14 protein-coding genes and 2 pseudogenes are annotated in these 17,558 nt (G+C 54.1%); 10 read left to right on the top strand and 6 right to left on the bottom strand.

What is annotated here, in order from left to right:
* The first annotated feature begins 46 nt into the window (after window positions 1-46).
* A complete protein-coding gene (locus tag BA6348_RS08340) occupies window positions 47-307 on the top strand; it encodes a hypothetical protein (RefSeq protein WP_005830473.1) in 261 nt (86 codons plus the stop codon).
* Window positions 308-462: 155 nt separating this feature from the next.
* On the opposite strand, the pseudogene BA6348_RS08345 reads toward BA6348_RS08340, so the two are convergent.
* Window positions 463-963: pseudogene (locus BA6348_RS08345) on the bottom strand (IS1595 family transposase); the annotation flags it as partial.
* A 19-nt stretch (window positions 964-982) separates the two neighbouring features.
* Here BA6348_RS08345 and BA6348_RS08350 point away from each other — a divergent pair.
* The 3 genes from BA6348_RS08350 (at window position 983) to BA6348_RS08360 (ending at window position 4,939) form a co-directional block, all read left to right on the top strand.
* Window positions 983-1,570: a CocE/NonD family hydrolase gene (locus BA6348_RS08350; protein ID WP_174435215.1), complete on the top strand. Its 588-nt coding sequence runs from the start codon at window positions 983-985 to the stop codon at window positions 1,568-1,570.
* Between the two features lie 327 nt (window positions 1,571-1,897).
* A complete protein-coding gene (locus BA6348_RS08355; RefSeq protein ID WP_005830467.1) occupies window positions 1,898-3,244 on the top strand; it encodes an APC family permease in 1,347 nt (448 codons plus the stop codon).
* A gap of 63 nt (window positions 3,245-3,307) precedes the next feature.
* Window positions 3,308-4,939, top strand: coding sequence for an amidohydrolase (locus BA6348_RS08360; protein ID WP_122953320.1), 1,632 nt, complete (start codon window positions 3,308-3,310; stop codon window positions 4,937-4,939).
* Between the two features lie 82 nt (window positions 4,940-5,021).
* Here BA6348_RS08360 and BA6348_RS08365 read toward each other — a convergent pair whose 3' ends face one another.
* From BA6348_RS08365 to BA6348_RS08390, 5 genes are all read right to left on the bottom strand, one after another.
* A complete protein-coding gene (locus BA6348_RS08365; protein ID WP_025845377.1) occupies window positions 5,022-5,576 on the bottom strand; it encodes a cupin domain-containing protein in 555 nt (184 codons plus the stop codon).
* A 305-nt stretch (window positions 5,577-5,881) separates the two neighbouring features.
* Window positions 5,882-6,946 carry a hypothetical protein gene (locus tag BA6348_RS27230; protein WP_025845376.1) on the bottom strand — a complete coding sequence of 355 codons (1,065 nt, stop codon included), beginning with the start codon at window positions 6,944-6,946 and terminating at the stop codon, window positions 5,882-5,884.
* 78 nt (window positions 6,947-7,024) lie between these two features.
* On the bottom strand, window positions 7,025-7,912 hold the full coding sequence (locus tag BA6348_RS08380; RefSeq protein ID WP_051353959.1) for a hypothetical protein: 888 nt from the start codon (window positions 7,910-7,912) through the stop codon (window positions 7,025-7,027).
* Between the two features lie 309 nt (window positions 7,913-8,221).
* Window positions 8,222-8,515, bottom strand: coding sequence for an SAV0927 family protein (locus tag BA6348_RS08385; protein ID WP_007784416.1), 294 nt, complete (start codon window positions 8,513-8,515; stop codon window positions 8,222-8,224).
* Between the two features lie 71 nt (window positions 8,516-8,586).
* Window positions 8,587-9,948 (bottom strand): APC family permease, encoded by a 1,362-nt coding sequence (locus BA6348_RS08390; RefSeq protein WP_025845372.1) that lies wholly within the window; start codon window positions 9,946-9,948, stop codon window positions 8,587-8,589.
* Between the two features lie 422 nt (window positions 9,949-10,370).
* Between BA6348_RS08390 and BA6348_RS26990 the strand changes: the two are divergent.
* From BA6348_RS26990 to BA6348_RS08420, 6 genes and pseudogenes are all read left to right on the top strand, one after another.
* Window positions 10,371-10,843, top strand: a pseudogene (locus BA6348_RS26990) (Glu/Leu/Phe/Val dehydrogenase); the annotation flags it as partial.
* A 231-nt stretch (window positions 10,844-11,074) separates the two neighbouring features.
* Window positions 11,075-11,197, top strand: a complete 123-nt coding sequence (locus BA6348_RS27665) for a hypothetical protein (protein WP_255320452.1) — start codon at window positions 11,075-11,077, stop codon at window positions 11,195-11,197.
* A gap of 115 nt (window positions 11,198-11,312) precedes the next feature.
* Entirely contained in the window at window positions 11,313-12,257 is a 945-nt protein-coding gene (gene speB, locus BA6348_RS08405) for an agmatinase (RefSeq protein ID WP_007784404.1), read from the top strand.
* Between the two features lie 159 nt (window positions 12,258-12,416).
* Complete coding sequence (locus BA6348_RS08410) at window positions 12,417-13,889, top strand: aldehyde dehydrogenase family protein (RefSeq protein WP_005830453.1); 1,473 nt, start codon at window positions 12,417-12,419, stop codon at window positions 13,887-13,889.
* Window positions 13,890-13,913: 24 nt separating this feature from the next.
* Window positions 13,914-15,299 carry a putrescine aminotransferase gene (locus BA6348_RS08415; RefSeq protein WP_005830451.1) on the top strand — a complete coding sequence of 462 codons (1,386 nt, stop codon included), beginning with the start codon at window positions 13,914-13,916 and terminating at the stop codon, window positions 15,297-15,299.
* Window positions 15,300-15,485: 186 nt separating this feature from the next.
* A complete protein-coding gene (locus BA6348_RS08420) occupies window positions 15,486-17,549 on the top strand; it encodes a sigma 54-interacting transcriptional regulator (protein ID WP_242507464.1) in 2,064 nt (687 codons plus the stop codon).
* Window positions 17,550-17,558 lie beyond the last annotated feature (9 nt).

Raw genomic sequence — 17,558 nt, forward strand, 5'->3', positions numbered from 1 at the left:
TATGATAAATTAGGAATAACAAATAACTTTCAGGAGGTGAACCCATTTGAATAAATACAGTATTTTTTCACTTGCTACTTTGGTAATCTTCATTGGTTTGTTTTATACAATGTTGAGTGGTGTGTCGTTAGGAACATTCGGTAAACCATTTATTATTTCGATGTTTCTGTTCCCATTATTAGGAGTTTTTTCGGGACTAAAAGCCAAAAAAGGCATAATGAAATGGCTACTAATAATACTTAACATTATTGCAATTTGTACAATCGGATATATTTCATTACTTGCCAATGGTATTGCCGAAAATTGATGCAAGACGGGTAGCATACGCTATCCTTTTTTATGCCTTATAAAACAGACCTTAAAGAATTGACTGTGGTGTTGGTCGATTTTTGACACGCTGAAATAAGCATTTGCTCAACACGTTTTTCAAATGCCAAATACTTGCCTAATTCAAGCCAACGGAACAGTGTCAATTTCTTCAGCTCTTACACGACCTGTTCCTGCTTTTCGAGCAATCACACTACCGTTACGGTCTTGTGCAACTACAACAGCAATTTTAAGGTTGGAAATTCCTCTTTTTTCGTCTTTTTCACCTCGTTTCTTGGATTTTCTATGAGTGATTTCTCTACCTTTCATAGACTCACGAAAGAAGGTTTCGTCACTCTCAACGATACCTTGCAGTTGATTAAAGCCAAGACTTCCTAATGCGTTCAAGATTTTATGCCTCCAATAAAAGGCAGTAGAAATGTGTATTTGGAGTTTTTCAGCGATTTTTGGTAGGGTATATCCCTCTACCATTAATTCAATGTATTTCACCCATTTTTCAGGGTATCGAGAGCCTGAAAATGGCGTATTTGTCAGATCATTGAAAGATTTTCCACAATCATTACATAGATAGCGTTGTCTTGAGCGATAGATACCGTTCCGTTTAACCGATGTACTACCACAATGGACACAACCCAAGAGCGCGGGAGACGGCGCTCTGACGCTCGCGGCTCCGGGCAACGAGCCAGCCGACGCGTACTTGTTTGACCCGCTGGACGCCGCGCCTTATTTGCTCGATTTGTCCGAAAACGAAAACAGCGTGCCGGAAAATTACCGGGAGGTCGAAAAGCGCCCGGACGTGCTAGTCTACACCTCGGAGCCGTTGCAGGAAGACGTCGCGATCGCGGGGGAAATCTCGGCTGTCCTGTACGCGGCAAGCTCTGCGCGGGATACGGACTGGCTGGTGCGCCTGAGCGACGTCGATGAAGAGGGCAACTCCATCCGGCTGTCGGACGGAATCATCTGCGCCCGCTACCGTCATTCTTTTGCCGAGCCGAAGCTGCTTGAGCCAGGCCAGATTGAGCGCTACGAAATCCGCATGGGCAAAATCGCCAACGTCTTCGAAAAAGGCCACCGCATTCGGGTCTGTGTCACGTCCGGGGCGGAGAACTTTTCGTTCCCGAATCCGAACACCGGGACAGATTTGGCGACGGAAACCGAGACGGTGGTGGCCCGGCAGCACATTTACCACGATGAACAGCACCCGAGCCACATTCGCCTTCCTTTGCTGCCAAAAAACAGGTAGCAGGCGGCACAGGCACAGGGCGAATTTTCGCCAGCACATGCCAATCATGAAACAGCGGCTGCCAGCAAGTTCGGCAGCCGTTTTTTCTCGTGCCAGCATACGTGCAACTAAGGCTGTACCAATGGCTTGTCGCAGCCAAATTTTCTGATCTGATTATGCAAAAATGGGTTGCCGATGCGCGATTGCATAGATGCTACGGCAAAAACGTTTCGAAACAGGGTGAAAATAAACTGAAATTCCTAAATAATCAGACTTGGTACAAAATATGCAGAGGACAACTTCTCGAAAAAGGAGAGGAGCCTAGCAAAAGAACTGGGGGATTGATCTATGGAGCATCCGACTGCACCAACGCTGAAACGCTCGCTTACCTTGAAACACATCGTCTTTTTCGGGCTGGCTTTCATGGCCCCGCAAACGTTTTTTTCGACCTACGGTGTTGCCGTACACAGCACAAACGGGATGATGCCCACGGCGTATGCGATTGCGCTGATTGTCATGCTGTTTACGGCGTACAGCTATGCGCAACTGGTAAAAGCGTTTCCGAATGCGGGAGCGGCCTACACGTTTACGCAAAAAACGATCAGCCCGCACGTCGGCTTTATCGTCGGCTGGACGATCATCATCGACTACATGTTCAGCCCGATGATTAGCTCGCTGCTCATCGGCATCTCGCTGTCCGCCTTCTTTCCTTCCGTCCCGATGTTCGTCTGGATCGTTTCGTTTGTTGCCGTCATTACGGCGGTCAACATTCTCGGGATCAAGCTGGCAGCGCAGTTCAATACGTACATGCTGTTTTTGCAACTGTTCGTCTTCCTGCTGTTTTTCGTTTTGGCGATTTACGGACTGCAAAACGGCAAGGGGGCAGGGACACTGTTCTCGACGCTGCCCTTTTACGATGCAAAAATCAACGTTCCGACGCTTTTGTCCGTCGTTCCGCTGCTCTGTTTCAGCTTCCTCGGTTTTGACGCGGTGACGACGCTTTCGGAGGAGACGAAGGACGCGACGAAAACATTGCCGCGAGCGATTTACATGATTACGCTGATTGGCGGGCTGCTGTTTATTTCCGGCTCTTATTTCGCGCAACTCATTTTCCCGCAGTATCAGTCCTTCCAAAATCCCGACTCCGCTTACTTGGAGATTGCCGCGTACATCGGCGGAAACGTGTTTACGAGCATTGTGATTGCGGTCGGGCTGACAGCGGGTTTTGCCTCCGCCGTAGCGTCAGGCACGAGCGCCTCGCGCATTTTGTACGCGATGGGCAGGGAAAATGTTTTGCCGAAAAAAGTGTTTGGCTATTTGTCGCCGAAGTTCCGCACGCCGATTCCGAATATCGTCCTCATCGGCGTAGTCGCGATGAGCGCGCTGTTTCTCGATCTCATGACGGCCGTATCGTTTATCAATTTCGGGGCCTTATTCGCCTTTTTCTTCGTCAATCTGGCCGTGATTGCCCATTACTACATTCGCGAGAAACAGCGATCGTTCAAAGGCACGATTCAATACTTGCTCCTGCCGCTGATCGGTGCGGCGCTCATCGGCCTGTTTTTTGTCAAGCTGGACAAACACTCCTTGCTGCTCGGGGGAAGCTGGCTGCTGATCGGCTTTCTTTATCTGCTGGGGCTGACGAAAATGTTCAGGCAGCCGCCCCCCATGCTCACTGTCGACGAGGTGCACTAAAGGCGTACGGAATGAGGCAAACGTTTTTTCACAGCAAACACGATCTGGAGAGGATGGATATTTATGACCACGCAAACAGCCGACCTGATTGTATCGAGCAACGCCGTTTTTACCGGGCTTTCCGACCGGCCGGAGCCTGCCGCTATTGCCATCGCGGGCAACCGGATTATCGCGGTTGGCTCCAAGGAAGAAATCAGCAAGTACGCAGGGGAAGAGACAAAACGATACGATTTTCAGGATCAGCTCGTCATGCCAGGGTTTCACGACTTCCATCTGCACGTGATGCACGGAGCGGTGATGATGGAAAGCGCGATGCTGTTTTCCGCCCGCTCCGAAGCGGAAGCGCTGGAGATCATCCGCGAATTTGCGCAAGCGAAGCCGAATGAACCGTGGGTCATCGGCGCGGTCTGGGATGCCGGCTACTGGGACACGCAGCGACTGCCGAATCGCTACTCCCTCGACCGGGTTGTCCCCGATCGGCCTGCGATCATGTTCCACGCCGAAGGCCACTACGTCTGGGTGAACTCCAAGGCGCTGGAGATTGCAGGCATCGACCGGAACACGGAAGACCCTGCCTTCGGGATTATCGGCAAAGACGAAACCGGAGAGCCGGATGGCCTGCTGTACGAAAAAGCGATGGGGGCCGTCGTCAAGCACGCCTATCATTTTACAAAAGCAAAGAAGCAGGAGCTGTTCAAAAACTTCCTGGCGCACGCAGCGAGTCTCGGCGTCACTGCCGTGCACGACCTGTTCGCCACAGAATCGATGGATATGCTGACGGATTACGAGCTGTTCAAGGAGTTCGAGGACACAGGGGAGCTGACGGCGCGGCTTCACCTCTGGCCTGCCCTGGACGGCGACCTGGAGCGGGCGAAAAGGCTGCGGGAGACGTACCAGTCAGACAAGCTGCGAGTGTCGGGCTTGAAGCAGTTCATCGACGGCGTCATTACGGCGCGTACCGCCTATTTGCTGGAGCCGTACGCCGACCAGCCGGATACGCGCGGAGAGACGTCGTTTCCGCCGGAGACGATCAAAAAATGGGTGGTGGAGGCCGACAAGGAAGGCTTTTCCATTCGCTTCCACGCCATCGGAGACGGGGCGATCCGGCTTGCCTTTGACGCCTACGAGGAAGCGCAAAAAACAAACGGCAAGCGCGACTCTCGCCACTCCATCGAGCACGTGGAAGTCATCCACCCGGACGACATTCCCCGGTTCAAGGAGCTGGATGTGACCGCTTCGATGCAACCCGACCATTTTGCCATGTCCGAGCGGGGCGTGTACACCGAGCGCATCGGTTTGGCGCGGGAACCGCATGTGTTCTCCATCAACACGCTGCAGCAGGCCGGAGCGAGACTGGCGTTTGGCACAGACTTCCCGATCGACATATTGCAGCCGCTCTTGCAAGTGTATCGCGCCGTCACCCGCATCGACAGCAGCGGGGAAAACGTCTGGCATTCGCATGAACGGATCTCGCTCGCCGATGCGCTCAAGGCGTACACAGCCGGATCGGCATATGGGACGTTCCGCGAGCACGAGCTGGGGACTTTGGAGGCGGGCAAGCTCGCTGACATCGCCGTCCTGGAGCGCAATCTGTTTGCCATCCCGGTGGAGGAAATTCTGGATACGAAAGTGCGGCTGACGATTTTCGATGGAAAGGTAGTTTTTGAGCAGGCGGAAACACTCGTCGAAAAGTAGGCGGCCATCCCCAACACAAAATCCCAATTTCTCGTTATCCACGCGAGAGATTGGGATTTTTTTCGGGCTGATGCATTCACATTCAGGAGTGGTGGCGTTCTTCTGCTGCGGCCTGCGCTTTTGTTCGGTGCACCGTTCCGTGCGGATGATGGGGCGGCGCGTAGATCGTGTACAGTTTCAACGGCTCGTTTCCGGTGTTGATGATGTTGTGCCACGTTCCTGCCGGGACCATCACGGCATAGTCGTCATTCAGTCTGGCCTGATAGTCCAGCCTGTCTCTTCGCGGCCCCATTTGCACAAGCCCGTGGCCCTCTTCGATGCGGAGGAACTGATCGGTGTCCGGATGGATTTCCAAGCCAATGTCTCCGCCCACGGGAATACTCATCAGCGTCACCTGCAAATGCTTCCCTGTCCACAGGGCGGTGCGATAGTTTGTATTTTGCTTCGCAGCTTCATCAATGTTGATCGCCAGTGGATGAGGGCCGTAGTCTTTCAGCTCAACGCGATTCCAGCCGCCCTCCCAGCTTGCATGCCAATGGGAGTAGGCCGGAAGCCAGTAGTGCTCCCAATACGGCTGATTCCAGTTGACCGGCATGGCGGTGGGATGCCATGGATGGTGATAATACGATGGGTACATCGTGTTGCTCCTTTCGCGGGTTTTGCTCTCCCGATTACCATATGCGGATGCCCATGTGTGTGAAAGCCCAAAAATCGAAAACAGAGCAGAGCGCACAGGCGATCGCCGCCTGTTCGTCACCGCCTGGCGTTTGCGAAAGTCGTTGCCTCATCGCTTGAGAAAGTCGCTGTCCCCTCGCTTGAGAAAGTTGCCACCCCATCGCTTGCCATTCCCACGCTATTCCTATGGAAGCTTGCTCGCTATCTGTCGCAAAAAAGCCGCTGTATTTTTGCCGAAGGGAACGCTATCAAGCTGCCCTCCCGCATTTATTGCGCCGCCGCCGAAGCGCCGTCCAGCAGCACAAAATTGTTGATGTAAGTATCTGGCCTGGAAAAGAGCAGGGTGATCGTGCGGGTGGCAAAGTCGTAGTAATACAGGCCGTTCAATGCTCCGGCGACAGGGGCCAGATGCTTGGGCGGGTTTTTCACAGTTCCAGCGAAGTAAAACCCTTGTTTGTCAACAGACAAGTACATTTCCTCGATTCTCCCCAACTCGGGAAGGTCCAGCTTCTCTTTTTTGCCTGAACCCAGGTAGTGCAAGTAGTTCTCCCGCTGTTTATGGACCATGGGCGCACTTCTGACCAGCGCTAGCTTCGCATCCTTTGAGACGGAAAAGGAAGGAATCACTTCTCGGGCCTTGTACAATTCCCGCAAGGCATTTCCGTTCAGATCGTACTCGACAACGCGGTGCGTGGCGGCCACGACGTCATCTGCCTGTGTTTCGTTTGCCTTTTCCATGTTTTGGCTGCTTTCTGCAAAAGAATACAACGTCGCGTACAGCTTGCGAGTAAACGGATTATAGGACAACGATCGGACGGACGTATCGTGATCTTCGGGCTTCATCCAGTACGTAAGCGTGTTGGCGCGCAAGTCATAGGAGGCGAGCTGGACAACGTCTTTCCTTTTTTCCGCGGTCGCCAAAATCACCTTGTCGCCCGTCGGAATGATGGAATTGATCGCAAACAGATCGGTGGTCAACGTTTCTTTCCGCTGCGTCGCCAGGTCGAGCTTCACCAGTTGGTCTGACCCGGTGGCATCGCGTTCCGCATAAAACAGCGCCCCGTTTTGCAGGTCGACGGCGCCGAGCGGGTATTGGGCGGTATCGGGCGTTTCGATTACGTGCTGTACGGTCTTGGTATCGAACTGGTAGGTAAAATACAAATTTTTGCCCTGCTCGGTTGTCGCCGTGATCGACAGGTAGGGAGAGACGGGTGGCGGTGGCGGCAGGGGCACAGAGACAGTCTCCGACGCGGGACCTGTCGTTTGCGAACACGCGGTTAGCGCCAACAAGCCTGTCGCCAATACAAGGATGCTGCGGAACAAGCCGTTCATTGGGTGTGCTCCTTTTTCATAACATGATGAAGATAAGCGTCCCGAACTAGCAGACGCATATGGCAGAGATGCTTCTGCTTATTTTTCATGATAGGTTCTGCCTTTGAAACGGCCAGTCCCTTTCTTTTTGTCGACTTTCGTTTCGAACTCCTGCTCCATGAAGTCAGGCATAATATCTAGGACGGCGTGGGGAAGCCCACCAATATCTCCCTTGTAAGTTTCCTTGACGATGTCGTTTTCAAGGTTTCTAACTCTGATTTCCGTATTGTAGGGTGGTCGGTCGTATTTCATCTTTGTCGCGCAGTTATTGTTTTTTAATTTTTTGTTATCAGACCCTGTTTTTCCTTCGCCATCGTACCAAGTAACCCAGCCTTCACCCATCACATAGTTATCGGTTATCGTAATTTTGTTCTCGTTGTTTTTGCCATAGACGTACTCACCGTTTTTAGGAGGAGTCCAGCCAGCAGCGGCAGCATGACTTGTCGAGAGCGCTTTGGCATTGCTTGTACCGATGCTTGCGGAGTCGTAATCAACCAGCTTTCCATCCGCGGCTACGATCTTGGTCGGATATCCCATCCCATCGTAGTAGACGGTCATGCCGGGGTGCGGCGCAGGCAATTCCGGCTCCGTATCATAGTAGACGGGCAGCGACACTCTCTCCTGTTCGATATGGGCAAGAACGGCTTTCTCTTCTTTATCCGGCTTCTGTTTCTGCACTGCTTTGGCTCTTGGCCTCTCTGCTTCTTCCTTATATTCATAAGGGTGGACGATCATCTTGTTGTTTTCATCAAAAGTAATGATGGTGCCCGGTTCCATCGTTTCCGGGATTTTTTCCGCCGGGGCTTCGCTGTCTGTTTTGGCAGCCGAAACGGTAGAGAGTTCGTCTACGAATGGCACAGCGAGAACAGAGACGGCGAATACGACGGGCAATACAATTTTGAGCGAATGACATTTGTACTGGTTCATATCTTTAACCCTCCTTTTTTGTAATTAATTACATTTAATAACAAAATTTGTTGAAAACGTGTCGCAATTTGTCGTTCATAAAAATGTCATACGCTTGGAATGTTGCTTGTTCCCGATGGTTCTCTGTCCTATTCAGCTAATAGAGAAGTTGTCCCTTGCTAAAAACAGGGGAAGACCGCGCTGTTACCAAGAATGCCAACCAGCCCTCAAAAACCCTGCCCAACCCCAAAAAGCCGATGCCCAACATCCCGGCATCAGCCCAAAGATCAATCATCCACCTAAAGACTTGCTTACAGATTCACCCCTCATTCAATCAAGATCATCATGCCGAAACAAAGAAGAGAGCGCTTTCTGCAAAAAGCTCGTGACGACGTCCTCGTCTTCTGCATGCACCGCAAGCGGCTGCACCCAGCTATGATTGTGCGCAAGGTCGTCGGAAGAGATCAGGGCGGCGCGCATGTTTTGCAGCGACATGACAATGCTTTTGCCGTCGAAGTGCTGGGAGTAGAAAAAGGCAAAGTCGTAGCGATGGTGCTCCGTGGCGAAGGTGACAAAGCGCGAGAGCAAATTTTCCGATTGATCGTACAAATATTCGAATTTCATGAGCAGCTCAACTCCTGATAATAGTTTTGGCTAAAGCGCACTGGCTGGCTGACGGTCAGCGCAGAGCGAAATCAAATCGCTTCCTCAAAGTCGATGACAGGCGGCTTTTTCGTGAAAAACTTGGTGCCGATCAGCAAGTAGCCGATGCCCGCCAGCGTCCAGAGCAGCCCGAGCGTCAGGGCATGGCTGTCCAGGTTGTACCAGAGAAACGCGACGAAGCTGGTCCCGCACAACGGGGCAAGCAAGTAGCGATACGTATCCGCCAGGGAACGCCGTTGGTTGCGAATATAGTAATGGGCGATGACGGAAGCGTTGACGGCAGTAAAGGCGGTCAATGCCCCAAAATTAATGAAGGCGAGCGCCGTCTCCAGATCGAGGAACAGCGCAGCAAGCGACACCGCCCCGACGAAAAACACGTTGCGAACCGGGATTCCTCTCGTTGGATGCAAGTGGCCGAACAACTTTTTCGGCAAGACGTTTTCCCTGCCCATTACGTACAGCAGGCGGGAAGCGCTCGTGTGGGAAGCGATCCCGGAGGCGAGAGCGGCGGTAATGCTGCCTGCCACGAAAAACGCATAAAACAAGTCTTGTCCGAGAATCATCGACATCTCCGGCGAGGGGGACTCCGGGTTTTGGAACTGGTCGACAACCGGAAAAGCGAGCTGCGTGAAATAGGAGGTAGTAATGAAAATGACGCCGCCAATCAATGCGACGAGAAAAATGCCGCGCGGAATCGTCTTCATTGGATCGACCGCTTCTTCCGTATAAGTGGTGACCGCGTCAAAGCCGAGAAACGAAAAGCAGAGAATGGCCGCTCCGGTCAGCAAGGTGGGAAAAGAAATCGCTTCGCCGTAAAATGGCTGGATCGTGAAGGCGCTCTCCCCGTTTGCTGCCGCACTGATGTGCGAGATGCTCAAGCCGATAAAGACGACGACCACGATCACCTGAAACACGACCAGCAGCGTGTTGAAGTTGGCCGTAGACTGAATACCGCGAAAATTGATAAAAGTAGTCACCGCAGCAAGCAAAATGCCCAAAATCCAGCCGGGAACCATCGGGAAGGCGGCGGATAAATAAATTTTGCCCAAAAGCACATTGATGACGGGCAGAAACACGTAGTCCAAAAGCGACACCCAGCCGACCAGAAAGCCGATGTGCGGATTGATCGCCTGGCGCGCATACGAGTAAGCCGAGCCGGCGACAGGGAACACCCGCACCATTTTTCCGTAGCTGGATGCGGTAAACAGCATCGCTGCCAGCGCGAGAATGTACGCGGTCGGGACGTGGCCCCCGGTTTCCTGGCTGACGATCCCGTACGTGTCAAACACAGTCAGAGGCGTCAAATAGCCAAGCCCCAATACGATGACTTGCCACAGCTTCAAGCTTCTTTTTAACGTGGGTGCTGAAGTTGAATAATTCAGGCTTTTTTCCATGACCAATCCCCTTTGCGAGTGAAATGAGAGCGTTTAACATTCAGAAGTCGCTTCGTCCAAAAGCAAGCTTCGATCAACGGCCTGTTACGAGCAAAAGCCAGTTCCTATTCGATCCAGTCCTCCCGCCGCCCGGCTGCGGAGTCTGGTCGCATCGTTTCTCCTCATGTCATTTGCCCCCCTTGCCAAATCGGTGGTGATGCGACTGTTTGCATCAGCAACTGTAAGCAAGGGATGTGCCAAAAGCGAAAGCAGCCCGCAGTCCGGCTTTTTCGCTCACGAGCAAGCCTAATCGAAGACAATGATCCATGCAAAAATTCATCGTTTACCCAAAAATGCATAAAGCGAGAAAGCGCATGCCAATAAGAAGGCACGAGGATCGCCGTTTGGCACACGACTTGCTAAAACAGCAGAGGTGTAGCAGCAAAACGCAGGACGCCCGGGTCATCATTCAAGGGGTTGGAAACGTCGGCAGCTACCTGGCGAAGTTTTTACATGAACAAGGAGTAAAAATCGTCGGGATCGGGGACGCCAATGGCGCGATCTACGACGAAGCTGGCCTCGACATTCCGTACTTGCTGGAGCGCCGCGATTCGTTTGGCGCGGTCACCCAGTTGTTTGCCGACCGGATCACCAACCAGGAGCTGTTGGAGCGGCCGTGCGACATCCTCATTCCGGCGGCGTGATCGTTTCTTATTTTGAATGGGTGCAAAACAACCAGGGCTACTACTGGGATGAGGCGACGGTCGACAAGATGCTGCGCGAGAAGATGGAGGGAAGCTTCCGCAAGGCGTACGAGACAGCAGAGCAATACAGCATCGACATGCGCAAGGCCGTGTACATGGTCGCCGTCAAAAGGCTGGCGGAAGCGGCACGTGTGCGGGGCTGGGCGAACTAAGCGGGGAAACACGGGCATAAAAACAGCGGCAGGAGCGTTGCTCATTCGGGCGGCGCTCCTTTTTCGCGATCAGACCAGGCAAAAGCGGTTATGCAAAAATGGATAGATCATGAAAAAACGAATAGAAAACAGCCTGCCTTTCAACGTTTTCACGAAAGATAAATTGGCATAATTTTTGCAATAATATTTCAATGAACGCGCAAGGAAGGAAACAAGGAGTGGTTACAAGCGATGCGAAACAAGCTTTTCCTCATCGCTGTCCTGCTGTCCATGATCCTGTTGCCGGCTTTCGCCCATCCGGCGAGCTTGTTTGCAAAAGGATACAGGCAGCGTTGGGCAGGAGCTGAGGGATAGAGAGGCACTACGGTAACAAAGCCAACTGCCCGTCATCTTTGCCAAAAAGTCCAACGCTGTAGAGAAGAAACAGACGATTCATACCCGACAACCTACAAACGGAGGACTGAAACTCATGCAATATCCACTTTCCCCAGATGTAAAACCGGAGTTTTGCACGACAGGCACTTTCATGCGTCTGCCGTCCGCGCGAGAAAATGCCAAGGTAGCGATCATCGGACAGCCGTTTGACACGGCGGCGTCCTTCCGCGTCGGAGCGCGCTTTGCGCCGCAAGCGATTCGCCAGGCTTCGATGACGCTGTTCCCGTACCATCCGACGCACAAAGTGTACCCGTTTGAAGACACCAAGGCGATCGACATCGGGGACGTCCCGGTCATCCCGCACAATATCCACCGCAGCTACGAGCTGATGGAGGAAGCCATGCTCGACCTGATGCAAAAAGGAATCGTGCCGATCGGCTTGGGCGGGGATCACTCGATTACGCTGGCCTCGCTGCGGGCCGCCAAAAAAGTGTACGGCCAGGTCGCGATGATTCAGTTCGACTCGCACACGGACACGTGGGATACGTATTACGACGAAAAATATTGGCACGGCTCGCCGTTTATCCGGGCGCATGAGGAAGGGCTGCTTTTGCCGGACAAAGTGTTTCAGGTCGGCATTCGCGGGACGCTCAACCACCCCGGCGATCTCGAAGCGAGCTACGAGCTTGGCTACAACGTCGTCACGACGCAAGAGCTGCGCAACCGCGGCTGGGATGACGTGCTTGGCGAGATCAAGGCAAAAATCGGGGACACGCCGTGCTTTTTGACCTTTGACATCGACTTTGTCGATCCGGCTTTTGCTCCGGGAACAGGCACGCTCGAAGTAGGCGGCTTCACCAGCCACGAGGCGCTGCAAATGATTCGCTCCTTGACCGGCCTGAACTACATCGGCTTCGATCTGGTCGAGGTGCTGCCTCCGTACGACCCGGCACAGATCACGTCGCTGTTGGCAGCTACGCTGATTCACGACTTTGCCGCCCTGGTCGCCCTGCAACAAAAGCAGGCTGTGAGCAAGTAATCCAGCTATTCATTTTTGCATAATCTATGAATTTTTGAATAGATCATTCGTGCAGGTGATCCGGGTTTGCGCATGTGCACGGGCGCATCCCGGATTGGCACGAGAGTTGCTTTAGGTAGTTTACGTAAATGGATACAGCGGAAGGAGAGGATTCGTTGCATGATGAACCTGAAGATGTACATCAACGGGGAATGGGTAGACGCGCAAAGCAAAAAGACCCGCGAGATTGTGAATCCCGCTACGGGGGAAGTGATTGCCCTCTCGGCAGAAGGGGACGTGGAAGACGCCCGCCATGCCATTCAGGTCGCTCGCGAAGCATTCGACAGCGGCATCTGGTCGGAGCTTCCGGCAGCAGAGCGCGCCCGCTACCTGTTTAAGATCGCCGACAAGCTCGAGGAGCGCGCGGAAGAAATCGGCAGGCTGGAGACGCTGGACAACGGCAAGCCGCTGCGCGAGACCGCTTTTGACGTTGCCGACGCGGCTGCGTGCTTCCGCTATTACGCGGGCCTCGTTACCAAGCCGGACGGGCAGACCTATCACGTGGCAGACCCTGTGCAGGCGATGGTCGTGCGCGAGCCTGTCGGCGTATGCGGCCTGATCGTGCCGTGGAACTACCCGCTGCTCATGGGCGTGTGGAAGATCGCGCCTGCCTTGGCCGCCGGGAACACGATCGTCTTCAAGCCGTCTGAGGTCACCCCGGTCACTGCGCAAAAGCTGTTTGAAATCATAGAAGAAGTAGGCATCCCGAAAGGCGTAGCCAACATGGTGCTGGGCGCGGGAGCTACGGTAGGCAACGAGCTGGCGGAGAGCCACCTGGTGGACAAAATCTCGTTTACAGGCGGCACGGCTACCGGACGCAGCATCATGCGGGCCGCTACAGGCAACATCAAAAAAATTTCCCTCGAGCTTGGCGGCAAGTCGCCGAACATCGTGTTTGCCGATGCCGACTTCGAGACGGCTGTCGATTACGCGCTATTCGGAATTTTCGCGAATCAAGGCCAGGTCTGCTCCGCCGGATCGCGCCTGCTGCTTGAGGACAGCATCCACGACCGCTTCGTCGAGCGGCTGGTGGAACGGGCGAAAAAAATACGCGTAGGCCGCGGCGACGATCCCGCTACCGAGATGGGGCCAGTCGTCAGCCAGGCGCACATGGAAAAAATCTTGCACTACATCGAGCTTGGAAAAGCAGAAGGCGCCCGTCTGGTGTGCGGAGGCAACCGCTTGACGGCAAACGGCCTGGAAAAAGGCTACTTCATCGAGCCGACGATTTTCACCGATACGACCCCGTCCATGAAGATCGTCCAGGAGGAAATTTTCGGTCCTGTGCTGGCGATCCAGCGCTTCCGGGACGAAGCAGACGCCATCCGCATCGCCAACGATACCGTCTACGGACTGGCGGGCGGCGTGTTCACTCAGGACGGCGCCAAGGCGATGCGCGTCATCAAGAAGCTGCGCGCCGGGATTACGTGGATCAACTGTTACCATCCGACGTACAACGAAGCGCCGTGGGGCGGCTACAAGCAGAGCGGCATCGGCCGCGGTCTGGGCACGTATGGCTTCGAGGAGTACACAGAAGTCAAGCAGATCAACATCAACCTGCACGTACAGCCAACCGGCTGGTTTGAAAACTAATACGACAATCAGGAGGACAGCACGATGAACAAGACAGTGGAGAGCAATCAGCATGCACAAGTAAAAGAACAGTACAAAGACGTCTACGCCTATACGAGCCAGGTGCTCGACCTGATCGCCAAAAGCGAAATCACGAAAGACGAAGCGGAGTGGGTCACCCGCCAGACGGTGGAAAACTTCCGCGACCACGTCAATCCGGGCTTTCTTGGCTACCGCAAATCCGTGACCAAGGACGGCCAGTTCGCCGCTGTGGAATGGAAAGACGCAGGCCCGAACTCGTTCATGGACGTCAACGGAAAAGTGTACATCGACTGCCTGGGCGGCTTCGGCATCTACAACGTCGGCCACCGCCATCCAAAAGTCGTGGAGGCCGTCATCAACCAGCTCAACCGCCAGCCGCTGCACAGCCAGGACTTGCTCGACCCGCTGCGCGCCATGCTCGCCAAAATTTTGGCTGACGTGACGCCAGGCAACCTGAAATACGCCTACTTCGCCAACAGCGGGACAGAAACGGTGGAAGCGGCGATCAAGCTGGCGAAAATGCACACGGGCCGCACGACTTTTATCGCGACGACGAAAGCGTTCCACGGCAAAAGCTTGGGCGCTCTGTCCGCTACCGCCAAAGGGGTATTCCGCAAGCCGTTTCTGCCGATGATCCCGGGCTTCCGCCACGTGCACTTCGGCGACATCGAGATGCTGCGCAAGACGTTTGAAGCGTGCGCGCTCGTCGGCGAAGAGATCGCCGGGGTCATCCTCGAGCCGATCCAGGGCGAAGGCGGCGTCAACCTGCCGCCGGACGACTATTTGCAGCAGGTGCGCGAGCTGTGCGATCAGTACGGCGCTCTCCTGATTCTCGACGAAGTGCAGACGGGCATGGGCCGCACCGGAAAAATGTTTTGCTGCGAGCATTACAACGTCGTTCCGGACATTTTGTGCCTGGCCAAAGCGTTCGGCGGCGGCATCATGCCAGCGGGAGCCGTGGTCGCGACAGAGGAAGTGTTCAAAAGCTTTTTCCCGAATCCGTTCGTGCAGACGACGACGTTTGGCGGCAACCCGCTGGCGTGCGCGGCGGCGATTGCGACCTTCAACGTGCTGATCGAGGAAAACTTGCTCGACCGCTGCGTGGAAATGGGCGAGTACATGCTCAAAGGGCTGCGCGAAGCAGCGGCAGCGCACAGCGACAAGGTGCAGGAAGTGCGCGGCAAAGGGCTGTTGATCGGGATCGAGTTCCACAGCGACGAGATCGGCTACGAAGTGTCCAAAGGCTTGTTCGACAACGGCGTGCTGGTCGCCGGAACTTTGATTAACGCGAAGACAATCCGCATCGAGCCGCCGCTCACCATCACCTACGAGGAAGCGGACAAAGTGATCGAGACGTTCAAAAACGTACTGCCGCAAGTCCAAATCTAAATCGTTTACCGGAAAAGAAGACTGCCCACCCCAGTCTTCTTTTCCCCTTTCTTCTCCATGGGAGCCCTGAGTATAATAGAAGTCACACGCCAAGCAATATTGGGAGGACCTATGGTTTCAAATCGTTTTGTCAGAAAAGCGTTGACTGTATCGTTTGAATCTTCAGTAAATGAAGTCCGGAACATCATGTCACGGTTCAACGAACGCTATGTGTTTGTAACCGATCCGAACAATGAACAAAAGCTCGTTGCCTATATACGCAACACCGATCTGCTGCAACGGATGACGGACGCGGACTGGATGGACAGGCCCGTGCGCGAGTTGCCCTATCAAACGAACCTTTCTTTTTTGCAACAGGGAGAAGACGTCCCGGATTTTTTCAAAGTATGCGGAGAAGAAGTCGTCGTGGTTTCCGGTCCGGCCGGACAGCCCGAAGGCTACTTGCGCCGCGAAGATGTGCTGTACTACGTCCTGACCAGCCAGTCCGGGCACCCCGACTGGATTCGCTCGCTGCTCAACTCGATCCCGATGGGCATTTTGATTGTGGACGAGAAGGGGCGGATCGAGAACTTCAGCTCGGAAGTGTTGCGGATGGTTCGCGTGACCCCGGAGGAGCTGCGCCAGCAACGGGTCGGCGAGTTGCTCGACCCGGACGTTTTTCACAAAGTGATCGAGTACGGGGAAAAGGTGCTCAACTACATCATTGTCAACGAACGGATCGGGGTGCTGGCCGATTTTTGCCCGATTCGCAGCCAGGACGGCACGGTAACCGGGGCGACGATCGTCCTGCAAGATTTGCCGTACATCGAAAAAATGGCGATGGAGATGGAATACGTCAAAAACCTCAACACCGACCTGCAAGGGATTCTTTCCTCGATCTACGACGAGATTCTCGTCCTCGATGAAAAAGGCGTGCTGTTGCGCTACAGCGGCAACCTGATCGAAGACTTTTGGGAGATCAACAAGGAGCAGCTCGTCGGCATCAATCTGATGGAGCTGGAGCAGGAGGGGCTGTTTTTCTCCGCGATCGTCCGGATGGTGATGGAGCGAAAACGAAAAGTGTCCGTCACCCAGGAGAGCCGCTCGGGCAAAAATGTGCTCGCGGTCGGCAACCCGATTTTTGACGGCAAAGGCAAGCTGGAGCGGATCGTCATTGCGCTGCGGGATATTACGGAGACGGTCATGCTGAAGGAAGAGCTGCTCCAGGTCAAAAAAATATCGGAGAAATACAAAAAGGAACTGGAGCATTTGCGCGACCAGAAGCAGTACGCGAAAAACCGCCAGTTGATCTACGCCAGCGAGCCGATGGAAAGAGTGATGAAGTACATTCACAAGATCGCCAACACTTCGTCGACCGTGCTGCTCACCGGGGAATCCGGCGTCGGCAAAGAAGTGTTCGCTCGCACGATTTACGAGTTGGGGCCGCGCTACAACCACCCGTTCGTCAAGGTCAACTGCGGGGCGATCCCGGAGACGCTGTTGGAGAGCGAGCTGTTCGGCTATGAAAAGGGCGCGTTTACAGGCGCGAATACGAACGGCAAGCCGGGGTATTTCCGCATGGCCCACAAAGGCGTGCTGTTTCTCGACGAGATCGGAGAAATGCCGCTCAATCTGCAGGTCAAGCTGCTGCGCGTCCTCCAGGAGCGAGAGATCATCCCGGTAGGCGGCTCGGAGATCGTCGAGGTCGATGTGCAAATCATCGCCGCGACGAACAAAAATCTCGAAAAAATGGTCGAGGAAGGCACGTTTCGCGAGGACCTTTACTATCGGCTGAACGTCATTCCTGTCGTGATTCCGCCGCTGCGCGACCGCCCGGAGGACATCCCGCTCATCAGCCTGCACTTTTTGCAAACCTTCAATGAAAAATACGACCGTTCCACCCAACTGTCCCAAGACGCCCTCGACCTGCTGGAATCGTATTCCTGGCCAGGCAACGTGCGCGAATTGCAAAACATCATCGAGCGAATCGTGGTCACCGCAGACGAGGATCTCATCGAAGCGCACCACATTACGCCGCTGTTGAAGACGAAGAAAAAGCAGTATATGCGGCAGCGTTTGACCAAGATCATGCCGCTGAAGGAAGCGACGAGAGCGATGGAGGAGCAGCTTATCAAGATGGCGATGGACGAGTTCAAGACGACGTCCATGGCAGCCAAGGTGCTCGGCGTCAGCCAGTCCACGATCAGTCGCAAATATCAGGAAATCCAAGAGAAGATAAGTCGAGGTGAGCAGATTGGGTTTAAAGTATGACGTAGTATC

Origin of the sequence: Brevibacillus agri (assembly GCF_004117055.1) — a bacterium.
Classification (GTDB): domain Bacteria; phylum Bacillota; class Bacilli; order Brevibacillales; family Brevibacillaceae; genus Brevibacillus; species Brevibacillus agri.

Coding starts and splice junctions, on each gene's coding strand:
- BA6348_RS08355 (WP_005830467.1), top strand. CDS start 1,898: ATGGAGCATCCGACTGCACCAACGCTGAAACGCTCGCTTACCTTGAAA.
- BA6348_RS08360 (WP_122953320.1), top strand. CDS start 3,308: ATGACCACGCAAACAGCCGACCTGATTGTATCGAGCAACGCCGTTTTT.
- BA6348_RS08365 (WP_025845377.1), bottom strand. CDS start 5,576: ATGTACCCATCGTATTATCACCATCCATGGCATCCCACCGCCATGCCG.
- BA6348_RS27230 (WP_025845376.1), bottom strand. CDS start 6,946: ATGAACGGCTTGTTCCGCAGCATCCTTGTATTGGCGACAGGCTTGTTG.
- BA6348_RS08380 (WP_051353959.1), bottom strand. CDS start 7,912: ATGAACCAGTACAAATGTCATTCGCTCAAAATTGTATTGCCCGTCGTA.
- BA6348_RS08385 (WP_007784416.1), bottom strand. CDS start 8,515: ATGAAATTCGAATATTTGTACGATCAATCGGAAAATTTGCTCTCGCGC.
- BA6348_RS08390 (WP_025845372.1), bottom strand. CDS start 9,948: ATGGAAAAAAGCCTGAATTATTCAACTTCAGCACCCACGTTAAAAAGA.
- BA6348_RS27665 (WP_255320452.1), top strand. CDS start 11,075: ATGCGAAACAAGCTTTTCCTCATCGCTGTCCTGCTGTCCATGATCCTG.
- speB (WP_007784404.1), top strand. CDS start 11,313: ATGCAATATCCACTTTCCCCAGATGTAAAACCGGAGTTTTGCACGACA.
- BA6348_RS08410 (WP_005830453.1), top strand. CDS start 12,417: ATGATGAACCTGAAGATGTACATCAACGGGGAATGGGTAGACGCGCAA.
- BA6348_RS08415 (WP_005830451.1), top strand. CDS start 13,914: ATGAACAAGACAGTGGAGAGCAATCAGCATGCACAAGTAAAAGAACAG.
- BA6348_RS08420 (WP_242507464.1), top strand. CDS start 15,486: ATGTCACGGTTCAACGAACGCTATGTGTTTGTAACCGATCCGAACAAT.